The organism is Anaerococcus sp., assembly GCF_022770135.1.
Lineage (GTDB): Bacteria > Bacillota > Clostridia > Tissierellales > Peptoniphilaceae > Anaerococcus.
In genome coordinates this window covers 1-18,570 of record NZ_JALEIL010000127.1, presented here as the reverse complement: position 1 = coordinate 18,570, position 18,570 = coordinate 1, and the positions used below count along the sequence as shown (strand labels likewise).

Below are 18,570 nucleotides of genomic sequence, written 5' to 3'. Positions count from 1 at the left end.
TATGGCAAATAGTACAAGTATAAGCGATTTTAGCGAACACATAGACAAAGAGATTACAAGCGGAATAGATGATAAGACTGTGAAACTAAGTAAAATTGTAGAAATCTTAAATCTAGAGATAGTTCACAAGTCAAGTGATTTTGAAAAAATAGAGCTTGAAAGTGCGGAAGTTAATAGACCTGGACTTCAACTTACGGGTTATCTAGAAAAATTTCCTCACAAGAGGCTTCAATTGATAGGATCAGTAGAATATACTTATCTCACAAGTCTTGACTCTAGGATGCAATACGAAAGATTTAGGGGAATCCTATCATATAAAATTCCAGCAATCATCTTTACCTATGACAAAGAAATTAATCAAGATATAAAGGATTTGTGCGATTATTATGATGTAACCCTACTTAGGTCTCCACTAAAGTCGACAAGGCTGATATCTAAATTATCAGATGAACTAGAATACCAATTGGCACAAACAAGTAATGTACACGGAGAGCTCTTGGAAGTTTTTGGTGTCGGTGTTCTAATTATGGGTAAGTCATCAGTAGGAAAAAGTGAGACGGCTCTTGATCTAGTAAACAGGGGACACAGGCTCATAGCTGATGATATGGTCGACATAATTTCTGTGAATAATAGACTTTCTGGATCATCTCCAGAAAATATTAGGCACTACATGGAAATAAGGGGACTAGGAATAATAAATGTTAGAAGACTATATGGCTCAGGTTCTGTAAAAACAACTACAGGAATTGATTTGGTAATAGAATTAGAGCAATGGAAAGAAGATTACGAATACGACAGACTTGGACTTGATGATCACTTCATAGAAATTCTTGGAGTAAAGGTACCTCATCTTGTTGTTCCTGTTAGGGCTGGTAGAAATCTTGCGATGATTGTGGAAGTTGCCGCCATGAATCAAAGAGAAAAAAATCTAGGTTACAATGCTGCAAAGGTTATGACCGATAATATCTTTAGACAAGCTGCAGGCAGAGAACCTGATGATGTATCAACTCCTAGCCATGTAGATGAAGACGAACAATTATAAGAAGATTCATTAAATAAATTATAAATAACAACTTATATAATTACTAAGATTAGGGGGATTATCAAATTTACTGGTGAGATGAACAATCTTAGTTAAGAATATAAAAAAGTTCAAAATATCCCTTGACAATTCCACTAATAAACTTTATACTTTAAGTAGTGTTAACGATATTTGTTACTAATATTATAGGAGGTCTTAAATGACAGTTAAAAGAGCTATGAAGACTATGGATGGTAACACAGCAGCAGCTCACGTATCATATGCGTTCACAGATGTTGCAACAATCTATCCAATCACACCTTCATCACCAATGCCAGAAGCAGTAGATGTTTGGGCTGCTAACGGTAGAAAAAATATTTTTGGTAGACCAGTTGAAGTAAAGGAAATGCAATCTGAAGCAGGTGCTGCAGGAGCAGTTCACGGTGCATTAGCAGCAGGAGCACTAACTACTACATATACTGCAAGTCAAGGATTATTATTAATGATCCCTAACATGTACAAAATTGCAGGTGAAAGATTACCAGGTGTATTCCACGTTGCAGCAAGAACACTTGCAACACACGCACTTTCAATCTATGGTGACCACTCAGATGTAATGTCAGCAAGACAAACAGGTTTTGCTATGCTTTGCTCATCTTCAGTTCAAGAAGTAATGGACTTATCTCCAGTAGCTCACTTATCAGCTATCAAAGGTAGCATTCCATTCGTAAACTTCTTCGACGGATTTAGAACAAGTCACGAAATCCAAAAAATCCAAGTTTGGGACTACAAAGATTTAGCTCCACTTGTAGATATGGAAGCAGTAAATAGATTTAAAAACAATTCACTAAACCCAGAAAGACCAAAAACAATTGGTACAGCTGAAAAGAATATCTTCTTCCAAAGAATGGAATCAAGCAACAACGCTTATGAAGATATCGTTGGTATAGCTGAAGATTACATGCACAAAATCAATGAATTAATTGGTACAAACTACGAATTATTCAACTACTACGGTGCAGATGACGCTGAAGAAATCATCGTAGCAATGGGTTCTGTATGTGAAGCAGCAGAAGAAACAATCGATGCCCTACTAGCTGAAGGCAAAAAAGTAGGTATGATTGAAGTTCACCTATACAGACCATTCTCTAAAGAACACTTACTAAAAGCAATTCCAAAAACAGTTAAGAAAATTGCTGTCCTTGATAGAACAAAAGAAAAAGGATCTATTGGTGAGCCACTATTACTAGATGTTAAATCTGCTTACTATGATCAAGAAGACAAACCACAAATCATCGGTGGTAGATATGGTCTTTCATCTAAAGATACAGTTCCAGCTGATATAGAAGCAGTATTTGTAAATCTTGCTAAAGATGAACCAAAAGAAGACTTCACAATCTCTATCAACGATGATGTAACACACAAATCACTTGAAAGAACAGACCTTAAGATTAGACAAGAAGGTACAACAAGATGTAAATTCTGGGGATTCGGATCTGACGGAACTGTTGGTGCTAACAAACAAGCTATCAAGATTATCGGTGATAACACAGACACGTACGCACAAGGTTACTTTGACTATGACTCAAAGAAATCAGGTGGTCTAACAGTTTCTCACTTAAGATTTGGTAAAGACCCAATCAGATCAACATACCTACTTGATGAAGCTGACTTTATGTCTTGCTCAAAGGTAGCTTATGTAAACCAATACGACCTACTTAAAGGCCTAAAAGATGGTGGTAAATTCTTACTAAACTGTGCTTGGACAGATGAAGAATTAGAAGAACACCTACCAGCAAACATGAAACGCTACATTGCAGAACATAATGTAGAATTCTACACAATTGATGCTTCTCACTTAGCAGCACAAATTGGTCTAGGTTCTAGAACAAACATGATAATGCAATCAGCATTCTTCAAACTAGCTAACGTAATTCCATTAGAAGATGCCGTTAAATACCTAAAAGACTCTATAGTTAAATCTTACGGTCACAAGGGTGATGACATTGTAAACATGAACTACAAGGCTGTAGATAGCGGAATTGATGCAATCCACAAAGTAGAAGTTCCAGAAGCTTGGAAAGATGCTGTTGATGAAAAGAAAGAAGAAAGAGAACTTCCAGAATTCATCAGAGAAATTGTTAAACCTATGCTTGAACAAAAAGAAGACGACATCCCTGTATCAGCATTTGTTGGTAGAGAAGATGGAGCATTCGAATCAGGTACAACACAATACGAAAAAAGAGGTATCGCTCTTAACGTTCCAGAATGGCAACTTGAAAACTGTATCCAATGTAACCAATGTTCATACGTTTGTCCTCACGCAGTAATTAGACCTTTCTTAGTAACAGAAGAAGAAAAGGCAAACGCACCAGAAGGCTTTGAAACTAAAAAAGCTATTGGTAAGGGCATGGAAGGATACGAATTTAGAATCCAAGTTTCTCCACTAGATTGTACTGGATGTGGAAACTGTGCAGACGTATGTCCAGCTCCAGAAAAAGCTCTTCTAATGAAACCATTCGAAGATCAAGTGGAAGAACAAAAAGATAACTGGTACTACGCTCATGAAGAAGTTGGATACAAAGAAGATGTTATGGATCCAATGACTCTAAAGGGAAGCCAATTCAAACAACCATTACTTGAGTTCTCAGGTGCTTGTGCAGGTTGTGGTGAGACACCATATGCTAAACTTGTAACACAACTATTTGGTGATAGAATGTACATTGCAAATGCTACAGGATGTTCATCAATCTGGGGAGCAAGTGCACCAGCTATGTCTTACACAAAGAATTCTTGTGGACAAGGTCCAGCTTGGGGTAACTCATTATTCGAAGATGCGGCTGAATATGGTTATGGTATGAAACTTGCAGCAGATGCTAATAAGTCATTACTAGAAACATACATGAACAACTTCCTAGAACTTGGTCTTGATACACCATTTAACGAAGCATTCAAGGCTTGGTTAGAAGGAAAAGAAACTGTTAATACTTCTAAAGAAGCAACAGCTAAGATCATGAAACTAAAAGAAGAAACAGTAGATAGCGAAGAAGGTAAAGACCTACTTGACAAGATCTTCCAACTAAAAGATTACATGATTAAAAAATCTATCTGGATCTTTGGTGGTGACGGATGGAGCTACGATATCGGATTCGGCGGAGTTGACCACGTACTTGCAAGTGGTGAAGACATCAACATCCTTGTATTCGATACAGAAGTTTACTCTAATACAGGTGGACAATCTTCTAAGTCTACACCATTATCTGCGGTAGCACAATTTGCTGCATCTGGTAAAAAGGTAAGAAAGAAAGACCTTGGTCTAATGATGACTTCTTACGGTTATGTATACTGTGCACAAGTAGCTATGGGTGCTAACCAAAACCAAACACTTAAAGCTCTTAAAGAAGCTGAAAGCTACAATGGTCCATCACTAGTTATAGCTTATGCACCATGTATCAACCACGGTATCAGAATCGGTATGGGTAAATCACAATACAGAGAAAAACAAGCTGTAGATGCTGGTTACTGGCACTTATGGAGATTTGACCGAAGACTTGCAGACGAGGGCAAAAATCCATTCCAACTTGATTCTAGAGAACCAAAAGAATCATTCCAAGAATTTATTCAAGGTGAAGTAAGATACTCATCACTTAAGAGATCCTTCCCTGAAACAGCTGACGAACTATATGCTGAAGCAGAAAAAGCTGCTAAAGAAAGATATGAAACATATAAGAGATTAGCTGGTAAATAAGAATAAAATTTTTAAAAACCGTCATTAATTTGACGGTTTTTTCTATTGTTCAATAATCTTTGCTAATTTTATTATAATTAATGTATCGTTTATGGTATAATCATTATAAAAAGGTAATAGACTTACTGATCATACTGGAGGTATTATGACTATTAAGTATGTTAATAATTTAGGAAAAGTAACTATTGATGACTCACTCATAACCAATATTGCTGTAGCAAGTGTGATGCAATCTTATGGGGTTGTTGGTCTTGCTAGTCAATCTGCAAAAGACGGGATATATGAGCTTTTAGGAGTAAATAATATGCAAAAGGGAGTTCAAGTTAGAAGGCTAGATAATGGCACAATTTCTATCAATATTTCTTTATTTTTGAAATATGGTGTTAGGATTCCTGTAGTTTGTCAAAATATAATTGAAAATGTAAAGTATAATGTCGAAAAATCCCTTAAGGTAAGAGTTGCCGCAGTTAATATCTTTGTTCAAGGGATTAACAAATAGGAGTGTAAATGAAAAGTATTGATGCAAATAAACTTCAACAAATGATTATTGGAGCTTATGAATATTTAAATGAAAATAAGGACTTGGTTAATGAACTAAACGTCTTTCCTGTACCAGATGGAGATACAGGTACAAATATGTTTATGACAATAAAATCTGGTCTCGATAAAGTAAATAAATCTGGACTGACTTCTGTTGAAGAAGTTTCTAAGGCACTAAGTCAGGGAACTCTTATGGGAGCAAGGGGAAATTCTGGTGTTATTCTATCTCAGCTAGTTCGTGGTATGTCAAAGACTCTTAAAGGTAAGGATACAATCTATGCTAGTGATGTCAGAGATATCTTCGAAAATGCTAGTAAAACAGCTTACAAAGCTGTTATGCAACCAACCGAGGGCACAATCCTAACTGTAGCCAATAAAATGGCTGAAAAAGCTAATGAAGTATTCGATGAAGATATTGAATTAGATGATTACTTAATAGAGATTATAGGCGCAGGCCAAGTAACTCTAGATAACACCCCTAATCAACTTCCAGTCCTCAAAGAAGCAGGTGTTGTTGACTCAGGTGGACAAGGATTAATTTTCTTACTAAGGGGTGCACTAAATGCTTTAAATTCAAATATCGACAGAGATATCGATTTGTCTGAAGAAAAAAGCGATGATGACTTTACTTATAAGGTAGACTTTGAGCTTGCTGGAAAAGAAGAAAAGCTTGCTTCTTTAAATGAAAACCTTGAAAGAATCACCAAGAATTATGAATCTGACCTAAATAAAGATTTATTAAAATCAACATTTAAGACTGACAGTCCTCAAAATATAGTTCAAATGATTCTGATGGAGGGAGTGATATTAAAAATCACGGTAGAAAACTTAAAGCCTGAAGTTGAGGACATCCCTGAAAAGAAGGAAGCTATCTATAAGAAATATGGATTTATTGCTGTATCTAGGGGCGAAGGCTACAACGCTATAATGGAAAGCATGAATATAGATAAGGTTATTGAAGGTGGCCAAACAATGAACCCATCAACAGAAGATCTATATAAGGCCGTTGAAGAAATAAATGCTGAAAATATTTTTATTTTCCCAAACAACAAGAATATTATAATGTCTGCGAAGCAAGCTGCTGAAGTTTCAGATAAGAATGTATTTGTTGTCGAGACAAGATCAATTCCAGAAGCATTCAGTGCTATTCTTGAATTTGATGAAGCTATGAGTCCTGAAGAAAACTTAGAAAATATGAACGAAATCATTGAAGATATTCATATTGCAGAAGTTTCAATATCTATAAGAGATACAAGCGTCAATGATATTAAGATAAGAAAAGATGATTATATAGGTATACTCGATGGTAAAATAGTCGCTACTGATTCATCAATAGAAAAAACTTGTGAGGAAACCATAGCTGATATTATAGAAGAAGATGATATTTCTTTGATTACTATTTATTATGGTGAGGATATCGAAAAAAGAAGAGCTAAGGATTTTTCTAAGAAACTTTCTAAAAAATTCAAAGACGTGGATTGTGAATTAGTCTACGGCGGACAGCCAGTCTACTACTATACAATCACACTTGAATAATGGATTTAACGGCTCTAAAGGGCATAGGAGATAAGAAGAGTAAGGACTTTAAGAGGCTCGGTATATCTTCTGTATCAGATCTTTATAATTACTATCCTCGAGAATATGAGGATAGGAGTAAGTTAAAAAGTATAGTCGATATAGATGATAACAACAAACATTATTTTATCCGGAAAATTTCTAGCAGACTATATCAGAAGAATTTTGGTAAAATGACTATCTCCTATATATATGCCTTTGAAGAAAAATCGCAATTTGGAAAGATAAGACTCATATGGTTTAATGATAGATTTACCCCAAGAAGGCTTGTTAGAGGAAGGTCATATAAGTTTTATACTTCAGTTTCCAAGAAGAATGCTTTTTATGAAGCCGGGAATCCTTTATTTTGTGATATAGATGATGATGAAATAGGTTATATTGTATCCATTTACCCTCTTACAAGAGGAATTAGTAATAAACAAATTAGGCAATTTATGGGGCAAGCTCTGGCATACTTTGATAAAAGAGAAGAAATCTTGTCAGATACTATATTAGAAGGATTTTCTATAAACAAAAGATATGACAATCTTAAAGAGATTCATTTTCCCACGTCAGTCGAAGGCTTAACCAAGGCAAAGAGTCAGATTAAAATAGTGGACTTATTAAAAGACCTATGCTTCTTGGACTTTCTCAAAAGTAAGACTAAGTTTAGGCAAGATACCCATCTATCTTACAAGCTAGATGATATTTTATCTGAGCTTTCTTTCACACTCACCAGAAGTCAAAGAAAGGTTTTAGAAGAAATCTTAGGTGATTGTTCGAGTCCTTACACCGCCAATAGACTACTAGTAGGTGATGTAGGAAGTGGAAAGACTATAGTCGCTATAGTAATTATGATAATTTTCGCTCTAAACGACTATCAATCAGCTATGATGGTACCTACTGAACTTTTGGCTATTCAGCAATTTGAAAAAAACATCGAGCTTTTTGAGAAGTTCAATGTAAAAGCGGCCCTTCTTACAGGAAGCAGTAAGGACAAGGATAAAATAAAGGAAGACCTTAAAGATGGTAAAATTGACATCCTTATTGGAACTCATGCTCTCATAGTCGAAGATGTTGAATTTTCTTATTTGAAGTTTGTCGTAAATGATGAGCAACACAGATTTGGTGTAAGTCAAAGGCAAATGCTGGCCCTAAAGGGTGATGCTGTAAATTATCTTACAATGACAGCGACCCCTATTCCTAGGACCCTTTCTCTTAAAATCTCAGAAATTATAGACTTATCTATAATAAACGAACTTCCTAAGGGAAGAAAACCAATAGATACTAAGCTTTTGGGATCTGATAAGATTGGAATTTTGTATGAAAAGATTGATCAAACGATAAGAGATGGCAGGCAGATATATGTTGTTACCAATAATATAGACTCAGACGATAAGAATTCTTTGGAAAATTTATATAAAATCTATAAGAAGAGATTTCCACGATATAGGATAGCTATCCTTCATGGTAAGATGAAAGCTAAGGATAAGGAAGATATCTTAGGAGATTTCAATAATGGTAAAATTGATATCCTACTTGCAACTACAGTTATTGAAGTTGGAATAGACGTGGCCAATGCCAATACAATGATAATTTATAATGCTAATAATTTCGGTCTTTCAACCCTCCACCAGCTTAGGGGAAGAGTAGGTAGAGGAGAGTATGAATCATACTGCTATCTAATTTCTGATAATCCCTCACCATCAAATAAATTAAATATCTTAGTAGAAAGTAATGATGGATTCGAAATAGCTAAGAAAGACTATGAACAAAGAGGTGGTGGCAAAATCTTATCTTATTTACAACATGGAAAGAATCTTTCGACTGTAGATTTTCTTAATATGAGTAAAGATGAAATTGAAAAATGTTTTAAGATATATGAGAAGCTCAAAGCTAATAACTACGAAGGAATCGACCTTACATATGTCGAAGAATATTTTAGAGAGAATAAAAGGATTATTTTAAACTAATGAGAGTAGTAGCAGGAAAATACAAGGGATTCATCTTACAATCTCCAAAGTCAAATACGTCTAGGCCTACTGATAATAAAGTAAAAGAAGCTATATTTGATATGCTATATCCGTTTAGGAACGAATTTACTGCCCTAGACCTATTTGCTGGGACTGGACAAATGGGAATAGAGTTTTTATCCAGAGGAGCTCGTGAAGTTACATTTAACGAAAGAAATTCCTCTACATTTTCTATCTTGAATAAAAATATAGATAAAGTTAAAGCTTCTAATGTGAATGTAGATAGGCTTGATTTTAAGAAAGCTTTGAAAAAATATAAGGATTGTGGGCGTGAGTTTGACTACATATTTCTAGACCCTCCATATGAGGGCGATTTAGTAAAGCAATCTGTTAAGCTAATATTAGAATATGAATTATTAGCCAATGAAGGTATAATAATAACAGAATCTGACAAAGAATTAGATTTTTCTGATATGGGAGAATTAACCCTTATCAAGGAAAAATCTTATGGAAGGAAACAAGTAAACATATACAAAGCAAATGAAAGTTATTTATCCAGGTAGCTTCGACCCATTGACTCTTGGGCATATTGATATAATCAAGAGACTTTCCAAGATGTTCGATGAAGTTGTCGTAGCTGTATTAATTAATGAACATAAAAGATCCGTCTTTTCTCTGGAAGAAAGAGAATCAATCATAAAGGAACAAATGATTAAAGATGGAATTGACAATGTAAGTATATCATCTTTTAATGGCTTATTAGTAAACTTTGCAAAAGAAAATGACATCAAGATAGTTGCAAGGGGCTTAAGAGAAGTAACTGACTATGAGTATGAGAAAAATATAGCTATGTTTAATTCAAAGCTTATGGACGGTCTCGAAACTATATTTCTTTTAAGTAATCCTAACTATTCCTTTATAAGCTCAAGTGGAGTGAGGGAAGTAGCAACATTCAAAGGAGATGTATCTTCTTTTGTAAGTAAAGAAGTCGAAGAGAGAATCAAAGAAAAGTTTGAATATTAGGGGGACGTTATGGCACAAAATAAATTGATTAATTTGATTAATGAGATGGAAGATGTGATGGATGAATCATCATCTGTACCATTCTCAAGAAAAGTTTCTGTAGATCCAGATGAAATCTATGAACTATTAAACGAAATGAAAGATGCTCTACCAGAAGAAATCAAGCAAGCACAATGGGTAACTGATGAGAAAGACAGGATTATTAGCGAGGCCAAGAGTGAAGCTGATAATAGACTAAGTGAAGCTGAAAATGAAATCAACAATATCAAAGAGCAAGCCAGAAATAAATTTAGACAGCTAGTTTCAGAAAATGAAATAACTAGAGAAGCTAGAAACGAAGCAGAAAGAATTATCGAAGAAGCAAATATGGAGGCAGAAAAAATTAAACAACAATCTTATGCATATGTAGATAGATTGTTCCAAGGTTCTGTCGAAAACTTCAGTCAACTTGCTAACCAACTTGAGAAGAATAGAAGAACAATTCTAGAAAATAAATAAAACTTAACCTATGAAGCTAATTGGCCTCATAGGTTTTTTTAATTGAAATATTTCTCGTGAAGTCAGAGTTAAAATCTCTTTCTATTAGTAGGGAATAGAGATTACTTGCTTTTACCATGTTTTCGTAAATAAGAAGATCGTCTGAACTCAAGTTCTCTATGTCAGATTTTCTTATTACTATTCGCAAATCTTCCTTTATATCTCGAAAAATCCTTGTAGCTTTCTCATTAAAAGCAAGGACCTTAACAAAATTAAAATCAATTTCATTAAGGTATTTATGATTATTTAATATATAATTAATCATCAACCTCTTAACTCTTGCCTTAGTATTGCGTCTAGATACTGCAAGATTGATAAACTCGTCGTAGCTAGGATTATTCTTTAACAATTGTCTAAAATAATTATCTAGACCTTCTTCATAGCATAAGGAATCTTTAATTGGACTTTCTTCAATCATTAATTTGTATTTAAAAATATCAAAAAGCTTTTCTTTACTCGCTATTTTATAATTTTCTTGGAAGTCTTTCAATTTTTGGTAAGAAGAATAGGGCATTAGCTTTTTAATATTTCCTGAAAGGTTTCTCCTTATAGATGTAGATGAAGCGAATTTTTCATCTTTTATATTAAGATCTTGGTTGTTTGCTCCAAGTCTTCTGATTGGTATTGGTTTGATTTGCGGATTGATTTTACTAATTGATCTTATATATTCAAGAGCTAAGATATTATTAGAGCTAATGAAATCATCTACTACCAGAAATTTTTTGAGGGCAAGATACCTTGCTTCTGTGAATGAATGCTTGCTATCTATGAAGTTCTTAGTTAATTCCTCTACTAGTTCATTATTATTTATTATCTTAGCTGAAATTTCAAGAAACTTTTCACTATCTAAATTCTCAATTCCAAAAGCTAGATAATCTATCTTTAATTTATTCAAAAGCTCGATAGACTTGTAGGAGAAAAATTCCGCCGATTGAAGAGATATAAAGTTAGGCATCTCTATAACAAGGTCGAAGCCATTATCTAAGGCAGCTTCAGCTCTAGAATACTTATCTATAAGACTCGCCTCACCTCTTTGGACGAAATCACCGCTCATTAAGCTAATAGCTAAGTCTGTTTTAGTAAATTCCTTTGCCTTGTCTATTAAATATTTATGTCCATTATGAAATGGATTAAATTCAGAAATAATTGCAAGTTTTTTCATAATATCACCATCTTAATTATACATTAAATGGCCTGATAAATAAATTATAACCTTCATAAAAAAGCTAATAGTTTTAAAAATATAAGTTCATATGGTATAATAATAGAAGAAACATGCGTAGGAGGATATATGATTTCAGCAAATGATTTAAGAAAAGGCGTAACTTTTGTATATGATAATGATGTTTATCAAATAGTTGATTTTCAACACGTTAAACCAGGTAAAGGAGCAGCTTTCGTTCGTGCAAAGATTAGATCTGTAATGAATGGTGGGGCTAAAGATGTAACCTTTAACCCAAATGAAAAGTTTGAACAAGCTGTAATATCAACTAAAGAAATGTCATATTTATACAATGATGGACAGCTTTATTACTTTATGGACCCAGAAACATTTGAACAAATTGGTATTGAATATGAAGCGGTTAAAGATGCGATTATTTATGTAAAAGAAAATGAACCAGTTCAAATTAAATTCTATGAAGGTAAGCCATTCCAAATCGAAGCACCAAACTTTGTTGAACTTAAGGTAGAAGAAACAGAGCCAGCCATCAAAGGTGATACAGCAACAAATGTTACAAAACCAGCAACAGTTGAAACAGGAGCAGTTATACAAGTTCCAGTTTTTGTAAACGAAGGAGATGTAATCAAAATCGATACTAGAACTGGAGACTACCTATCAAGAGTATAAGGAGTAAATAATGTCAGGAAGTTTCATTAACGGATCAGTCAAAATAGCAGACGAAATCCTTGATCAAATAGCAGTTGCAGCAGCGAGCGATGTCTATGGTGTTTACTGCGAAGATAATCAAGATAAGTCTTTTAGATTCCACAAGAGAAATTCTAAAAGCAAAGTAAAAAAACACGGGGAAAACCTACATTTCACTCTAGATGTTAATTTTGATAGAAATATTAATGTTAGAAAGACAGTTAAGAAGATACAAGAAAATGTTAAAAATATAGTTGAGAATATGACTGGTATTTCTGTAACTAGAGTTGATGTAAATGTCGGTAATTTAGAAATATAATGAATAGGGTTGAACAAAGGGAGTGGGTTTTTAAACTCATTTACCAAGACAGTATTAGTAAAATTGAAGATATTGATAATGCTCTAGAAGAATTAGACCTTACCGGTGAAGATTTTGTAAAAAAGTCTATATCATCTTTTCTAGGCAATTTCTCTAGTATCGATGACAAGCTTGCTACTAATCTTGATAGTAAGCACAAGAGATTATCTAAGGTACTAAGATCAATTCTATATCTAAGCATCAACGAAATGTATTATATGGATATACCAGTGTCGGTATCAATCAACGAGGCAGTAAATCTAGCCAAGAAGTACTCAGATGAAGACGATTATAAAATAGTAAATTCTATCTTAGGGTCAATCGTTAGAAAAGATGGAAAATGAGAAAAGCACTTAGTGTTAAGCAGTTTAATGAATATTTTAAATCTAATATAAAACACGATCCTATATTTCAAAATCTTTATATAAATGGGCAATTATCGAACGTTAGGATCAATAATTCCCATTTATATTTTTCTCTAAAAGAAGATAGGGATATTATAGATTGTGTAATTTACTACTATGATGACAAGGATATAGATTTTTCTGTAGAAGTAGGAAAGGATGTTCTTGTTAAGGGCACTGTAATCTTTAACAACTACTCCTCGAGGATTGTGATTTCAGTAAATGAAATCAAGGAAAAAGGCCTTTCTCAAAAATATCTAGAATTTCTTCAAATGAAGGAAGAATTTAAGAAAAAAGGATATTTTGACCCTGAAAGAAAAAAGGAAATTCCTAAATTTCCACAAAAAATAGGACTAATCACATCGGAAGAAGGAGCCGCTATTGTAGATTTTCTATCGGTTATTAATCAAAAGCCAAATGATATGCACATATACCTAAGCCCTGTAAAGGTCCAAGGTGAGTCTTCTCCACTTATGGTAAAAAGAGCAATAGAAAGCCTAGATAAGAGAAATCTAGACTTGATTGTAATCACTAGAGGTGGTGGATCTAGTGAGGACTTGTCATCTTTTAATGATAGGTTAGTTATAGACGCTACATTTGTGGCCAAAACCCCTATAATTTCAGCTATAGGACATAAAATCGATAAAACTCTTCTGGATTTAGTAGCGGATTTGAGTCTACAGACTCCAACAGAAGCAGGATCTTATGTAATTAAAAATTATTCCGACATTTCTAGAGAAATGAAAAATATAATAAAAAAGATGGGTGAAATAACTCAATCTAGGATTAGAGATTATGAATTTAAGCTGCTCCAGGTAAGAAAGAATTTGGAAAGAAAGAGTCCTATCAGAGAAATTGATAAGAGAATTAATAGTCTTACTTATCTAAAAAAAGATTTGGATTTAAAGTTAAAGTCAAACCTGTCATATAATGAGCAAAAGTTTAGGCTTATTTCATCAGAGTTAAAGAGATTTGAGGATATAATCGAAATTGGAAAGAAAAATATTCACATCAAAGATGATTTGGGTAATGCAGTATTTTCCAAGCATTCTCTTAAGAAATCTGATATTGCTTTTATAGAATTTAGCGATGGAAAAGTAAAGGTGGAAGTAGTTGATTGATAAGTCAATAGAAGAAAATTTCAAAAAAATGGAAGAGCTCTTAGAAGAATTGGAAAATAACAAAGACAATCTCGATGAGAGCATTAAGATTTATGAAAAAGCTAGTGATATATATAAGAAACTAGAAGAGAGATTGAGTGACTATAAAGCAAAGGTAGAGACGATAACAAGTGATGAATAATACAATATACGAAAAATATGAAAAAAGACTTGCCTATAACAAGAGAATAATTGACGAGGAAATGAAAAGGTATTTCTCTGAGGATTCTAAAATCAATGAAGCCATGCTTTATGCAGCTGATTCTGGTAAGAGAATTCGTGCGAGCTTATTCTTAGAAACTAGGAGATTACATACAAATGAAATTAGTAAAAACGATTTACTATTTGCTTTAGCAATAGAGATGATTCAAGCCTATTCCCTTGTACATGATGATTTGCCAGCTATGGATGATGATGATTATAGACGTGGAAAGGAAAGTGTTCACAAACATTTTGGCGAGGATATAGCAATACTTACTGGAGATGCTCTCCTTAATGAAGCCAGTATGCTTATGATGGATATTTCCATAGACGATCCTTCCTATCTTAAAGCAGCTTCTTATCTAATGAAAAGAGTTGGTAAGGATGGGATGATTACTGGGCAAATATTAGACCTTAGGAGAAGAAAATTTTATGATGAAGACTTCTTAGTCGAAGTATATGATAAAAAGACTGGAGATTTCTTCAAGGGTGCTATAGTTGCAGCAGGTATTGTCAATGGTTATGATGAGGAAATTATAGCTAAGCTTAAAAGATATTCATATTATCTGGGTTTAGGATTTCAGATTCAGGACGATTTATTAGAGGACGATTACAAGGATGAGATTAACATATTGAATTTGAGAGACCTTGATTCTAGTAAAGAATTTCTAGCTGAAATTAATGATAAATGCAATAAAGAAATTGAAGATTTAGAAAATAATGATTTTCTTTTATTTCTAATCGAATTTCTAACAAATAGAAAATATTAGAGGCGATTATGAAAAAATACACAAGACAAAGATTAATTTTAGATATAATACAGAATAATGACGTGAAGACCCAAAGTCAATTGTCAGAGATGCTAAAAGATCACGGTGTCGATGCGACTCAAGCTACTATATCTAGGGACATAAAAGAGCTTAGGATATCTAAAGTTCAAACTGATGATTACGAATATAAATATACAGTTGTAGATACAGTCTATGATACTCTAACTGAAAGAATGGAGAAGATTTTCAAAGAATCTGTATTATCTATTGAGAAAACTTCTGGTCTTATAGTTATTAAGACAATTTCATATTGTGCGACTGTATGCGGTGCCTATATAACAAATGAAAAGCTTGAGAATGTTGGTGGGATTGTTACTGGAATCGATACAATTTTTATAACTCCAACTTCTGAAGAAAAGATTGAATTATTAATAGAAGACTTGAGGAGTCTCATAAAATAATGCTTTTAGAGCTATTTATAGACAATTTTGTAATTATTAAAAGAAATCATATATATTTTGAAGAAGGTTTCAATGTACTAACAGGTGAGACAGGATCCGGTAAGAGCCTGATACTTCAAGCAATAAATCTTTGCTTGGGAGCAAGAGCGGATAAGGATAGCATTGGAAGATTTGCTGATAAGACTATTATCGAAGCTGTGTTTGAAGTAAATCCTGAGATTAAGACTATACTTTGCGATATGGATGTATCTTTTGATGATAATAAGCTAATAATAACAAGAACTATAGGTAAAAAATCATCGAGTATAAGGGTGAACGGGAGGATTACAAATCTCAACAGTTTAAAGGATATTTCACATATCTTGATGGATATCTACAAGCAGGGCGATAGTAATTCCTTTATGAATAGCGCAAATTATATGGACTTGATAGATAATTTCACCAAGGATGATGAAAGCAAAGATATTAGGGATAACTTAAGTAAACTATATAAACAGCGATTAGAATTAGTAGATAAGTTTAATAAACTAGATTTATCTGAAGAAGAGATTACTAGAGAAAGAGATTTGATCAACTATCAAATAAATGAAATTGAAGAAGTCGATATTTTTAATCTGGATGAGGAAAGTCTAGATAGAGAATATCAAAAGCTCAACAATATTTCATCTATTATGAACTCTTCCAATAAGATTAAAGAATATATCGATTCGAGCGAATTTGGTCAAGTATCTTTGACAAGCTTAATAAACGAGTGTATTTCTGAAATTTCTTCTTATACTTCAGTTGACGAGAAGATTGAAGACATCTATAAGAGCCTTATCAATATATCAGAGCTAATAAATGATGTTTATCAAGATATAGATTCATATGAATCTTCTCTAGAGCAAGATCCAGAGAGAATGTACGAATTGGATATGATCAATCAGACCCTATTTAGTCTAAAGAGAAAGTATGGATCTACTATTGATGACATTAGAGGCTACTATGATAATATTAAAGAAAGAATAAAAGAACTAGACGAAATTGAGGGATTGAGGTCTACCATTGACAGGGATATGTCTAAAATAAATAAGGACTTGTCAGATTATTCCTTACAATTAAGTGAAATCCGTAAGAATAAAGGTAAAATCCTTGAAGCGGAGATAAACAAAGCTATAAAAGAATTAGATATAAAAAATGGTAAATTTAAGATAGAAATTAGGAGAAAAGAAGGTCTTGGATCAAATGGATTTGACGACATTGATTTTCTAATCAGTACTAATAAGGGAGATAGCTTAAAGCCTCTATCAAAAACTGCTTCTGGTGGAGAATTATCTAGAATTATGCTTGCCTTCAAGGAAGTATTCTCTGATGCTGACACGGTGGATACCTTGATATTTGATGAAATAGATACAGGAATAAGTGGTAGAACTGCTCAAGTTGTGGGCGAGAAAATCCTAGATTTATCAAAAAAGAGACAAATTATAGCAATTAGCCACTTGCCCCAAATTGCCTCTCTTGCTAATAACCATATTCTTATTAAGAAAGAAGATATTGAAGATTTCACTGTAAGCAGAACAGAAAAACTATCTAATGGTGATCGTAGCTTAGAGATTGCTAGGATGATAAGTGGTGTAGATATAACGGCTACTAGCAAAAAATCTGCGGAAGAAATGTTACAAATGGCGGAGGATTTAAGAAATGACTGAAGATAAATTTTATGAAAAATCTATAAAATCTGATACTATATACGATGGAAAAATTCTAAAGCTTAGAGTTGATACAGTTGAGCTTGAAAATAAAAAGTATTCTAAAAGAGAAATTGTAGATCATCAAAAGGGTGTAGGAATCATAGCTTTCGATGAAGAAGATAAGTTATGGATGGTAAAACAATACAGAAAAGCTATAGATAAAGTGACGCTAGAAATTCCAGCAGGTCTAGTGGAAAGTAATGAGCTTCCAATTGAGACAGCTAAAAGAGAGCTTCAAGAGGAGGTAGGATATTTTCCTGAAAAAATCTCTTACTTATTCGACATGCACGCATCTCCAGGTTTTACAAATGATAAACTATCATTTTTTATAGCTAGTGATTTGGTAAAATCTGAGCTAGAACAAGATGAAGACGAAAATGTAATGGCCTATTCCTACTCTATCGATGATTTGTACAATATGATAGAAAACGGAGAGCTTACTGATGCAAAAAGTATTATAGCTGTTTTGTATGCGAAGAAAATGATAAATGAGCGAGACTAGGTTAAATATAGAACTAGAGGCCTTTACAGGCCCTTTTGATTTGCTTTTAAAATTAATCGAAAAAAAGAAAATAGATATCTACGATATAAAAATTGAGGAGATCACAAACTCCTATCTAGAAGAAATTAACAAACTAGATGATAATATAGAGAATTTGTCGGAGTTTATTTATATTGCTTCTATTCTTCTTACGATAAAGGCCAATAAGCTGTTGCCTAAAGATAGTGATGATGACCTAGAAGAGGAATTTCTTTCTTATCTAATCTACTATAAGAAAATCAAATCAGTTGAAGATGAATTTAAGCTTATGGAAGATGAGGCTAGAAAGATTTACAGTAAATATCAAGAAGACCTTAGTCAGTTTGAAAGATATGAAGAAGTAAAGATCGATAAGGATATTAATATACTGACACGAGAATTTACAAAGTTGATGACGAATTTGGAGAAAAAGTCAGAGAAATCCATAGTCAAAAGCATTAAGCAAGAAGATGTAAATGCTTATGTCGAAAAGATCAAAAAGACATTGAATTTTACTAAAAAATTGGATTTATCTTCCCTAACGGATAGGATAAAAAACAAGGCTGAGTGTATAGCTACATTCTTAGCCCTACTAGAACTAGTCAAACTAAAAGAAATAAGCTTAGAGGCCAAGGGCCTAAATTCTTTTCTAGTTATAAAGAGGTAATATGGAGAGAGAATATCTTAAAGGACTAATTGAAGA

The 18,570-nt window shown here is 33.3% G+C and carries 19 protein-coding genes; 18 read left to right on the top strand and 1 reads right to left on the bottom strand.

Features of this window, described 5'->3' with window-relative positions:
* The first annotated feature begins 1 nt into the window (after position 1).
* The 8 genes from hprK (at position 2) to MRZ08_RS06595 (ending at position 10,357) form a co-directional block, all read left to right on the top strand.
* Positions 2-1,042: an HPr(Ser) kinase/phosphatase gene (gene hprK / locus MRZ08_RS06630; protein WP_297380852.1), complete on the top strand. Its 1,041-nt coding sequence runs from the start codon at positions 2-4 to the stop codon at positions 1,040-1,042.
* Positions 1,043-1,241: 199 nt separating this feature from the next.
* Positions 1,242-4,769 (top strand): pyruvate:ferredoxin (flavodoxin) oxidoreductase, encoded by a 3,528-nt coding sequence (nifJ, locus tag MRZ08_RS06625; RefSeq protein WP_297380849.1) that lies wholly within the window; start codon positions 1,242-1,244, stop codon positions 4,767-4,769.
* Between the two features lie 145 nt (positions 4,770-4,914).
* Positions 4,915-5,268, top strand: a complete 354-nt coding sequence (locus MRZ08_RS06620) for an Asp23/Gls24 family envelope stress response protein (RefSeq protein WP_297380846.1) — start codon at positions 4,915-4,917, stop codon at positions 5,266-5,268.
* 8 nt (positions 5,269-5,276) lie between these two features.
* The gene (locus MRZ08_RS06615; RefSeq protein WP_297380843.1) at positions 5,277-6,845 is read left to right on the top strand and encodes a DAK2 domain-containing protein; all 1,569 of its coding nucleotides are present in this window, start codon (positions 5,277-5,279) and stop codon (positions 6,843-6,845) included.
* Positions 6,845-8,836, top strand: a complete 1,992-nt coding sequence (locus MRZ08_RS06610; RefSeq protein ID WP_297380842.1) for an ATP-dependent DNA helicase RecG — start codon at positions 6,845-6,847, stop codon at positions 8,834-8,836. Before MRZ08_RS06615 ends, MRZ08_RS06610 begins: the two co-directional genes overlap by 1 nt.
* On the top strand, positions 8,836-9,399 hold the full coding sequence (gene rsmD / locus MRZ08_RS06605; protein ID WP_297380838.1) for a 16S rRNA (guanine(966)-N(2))-methyltransferase RsmD: 564 nt from the start codon (positions 8,836-8,838) through the stop codon (positions 9,397-9,399). The genes MRZ08_RS06610 and rsmD overlap by 1 nt, the downstream gene beginning before the upstream one ends.
* Positions 9,377-9,859 carry a pantetheine-phosphate adenylyltransferase gene (gene coaD, locus MRZ08_RS06600; protein WP_297380836.1) on the top strand — a complete coding sequence of 161 codons (483 nt, stop codon included), beginning with the start codon at positions 9,377-9,379 and terminating at the stop codon, positions 9,857-9,859. Before rsmD ends, coaD begins: the two co-directional genes overlap by 23 nt.
* 9 nt (positions 9,860-9,868) lie before the next feature.
* Positions 9,869-10,357 (top strand): ATPase, encoded by a 489-nt coding sequence (locus MRZ08_RS06595; protein ID WP_297380834.1) that lies wholly within the window; start codon positions 9,869-9,871, stop codon positions 10,355-10,357.
* 16 nt (positions 10,358-10,373) lie between these two features.
* Here MRZ08_RS06595 and MRZ08_RS06590 read toward each other — a convergent pair whose 3' ends face one another.
* Complete coding sequence (locus tag MRZ08_RS06590; RefSeq protein WP_297380832.1) at positions 10,374-11,558, bottom strand: nucleotidyltransferase family protein; 1,185 nt, start codon at positions 11,556-11,558, stop codon at positions 10,374-10,376.
* A 129-nt stretch (positions 11,559-11,687) separates the two neighbouring features.
* Between MRZ08_RS06590 and efp the strand changes: the two genes are divergently transcribed.
* Genes efp through MRZ08_RS06540 form a run of 10 tightly spaced genes read left to right on the top strand, consistent with a single transcriptional unit; the run spans position 11,688 to position 18,534 of the window.
* Positions 11,688-12,245, top strand: a complete 558-nt coding sequence (gene efp, locus MRZ08_RS06585; RefSeq protein WP_015777965.1) for an elongation factor P — start codon at positions 11,688-11,690, stop codon at positions 12,243-12,245.
* A gap of 10 nt (positions 12,246-12,255) precedes the next feature.
* Complete coding sequence (locus MRZ08_RS06580) at positions 12,256-12,582, top strand: Asp23/Gls24 family envelope stress response protein (RefSeq protein ID WP_297380829.1); 327 nt, start codon at positions 12,256-12,258, stop codon at positions 12,580-12,582.
* The gene (locus MRZ08_RS06575) at positions 12,582-12,965 is read left to right on the top strand and encodes a transcription antitermination factor NusB (RefSeq protein WP_297380826.1); all 384 of its coding nucleotides are present in this window, start codon (positions 12,582-12,584) and stop codon (positions 12,963-12,965) included. Before MRZ08_RS06580 ends, MRZ08_RS06575 begins: the two co-directional genes overlap by 1 nt.
* Positions 12,962-14,146, top strand: a complete 1,185-nt coding sequence (gene xseA / locus MRZ08_RS06570) for an exodeoxyribonuclease VII large subunit (protein ID WP_297380822.1) — start codon at positions 12,962-12,964, stop codon at positions 14,144-14,146. Before MRZ08_RS06575 ends, xseA begins: the two co-directional genes overlap by 4 nt.
* Positions 14,139-14,327 (top strand): exodeoxyribonuclease VII small subunit, encoded by a 189-nt coding sequence (xseB, locus tag MRZ08_RS06565; protein WP_297380819.1) that lies wholly within the window; start codon positions 14,139-14,141, stop codon positions 14,325-14,327. The genes xseA and xseB overlap by 8 nt, the downstream gene beginning before the upstream one ends.
* On the top strand, positions 14,320-15,156 hold the full coding sequence (locus MRZ08_RS06560) for a polyprenyl synthetase family protein (protein WP_297380817.1): 837 nt from the start codon (positions 14,320-14,322) through the stop codon (positions 15,154-15,156). Before xseB ends, MRZ08_RS06560 begins: the two co-directional genes overlap by 8 nt.
* 8 nt (positions 15,157-15,164) lie before the next feature.
* Complete coding sequence (gene argR / locus MRZ08_RS06555; RefSeq protein WP_015777959.1) at positions 15,165-15,617, top strand: arginine repressor; 453 nt, start codon at positions 15,165-15,167, stop codon at positions 15,615-15,617.
* Positions 15,617-17,305: a DNA repair protein RecN gene (gene recN / locus MRZ08_RS06550; RefSeq protein WP_297380813.1), complete on the top strand. Its 1,689-nt coding sequence runs from the start codon at positions 15,617-15,619 to the stop codon at positions 17,303-17,305. Before argR ends, recN begins: the two co-directional genes overlap by 1 nt.
* Positions 17,298-17,849: an NUDIX hydrolase gene (locus tag MRZ08_RS06545; protein WP_297380812.1), complete on the top strand. Its 552-nt coding sequence runs from the start codon at positions 17,298-17,300 to the stop codon at positions 17,847-17,849. The genes recN and MRZ08_RS06545 overlap by 8 nt, the downstream gene beginning before the upstream one ends.
* A complete protein-coding gene (locus tag MRZ08_RS06540) occupies positions 17,836-18,534 on the top strand; it encodes a segregation/condensation protein A (protein ID WP_297380809.1) in 699 nt (232 codons plus the stop codon). Before MRZ08_RS06545 ends, MRZ08_RS06540 begins: the two co-directional genes overlap by 14 nt.
* Positions 18,535-18,570 lie beyond the last annotated feature (36 nt).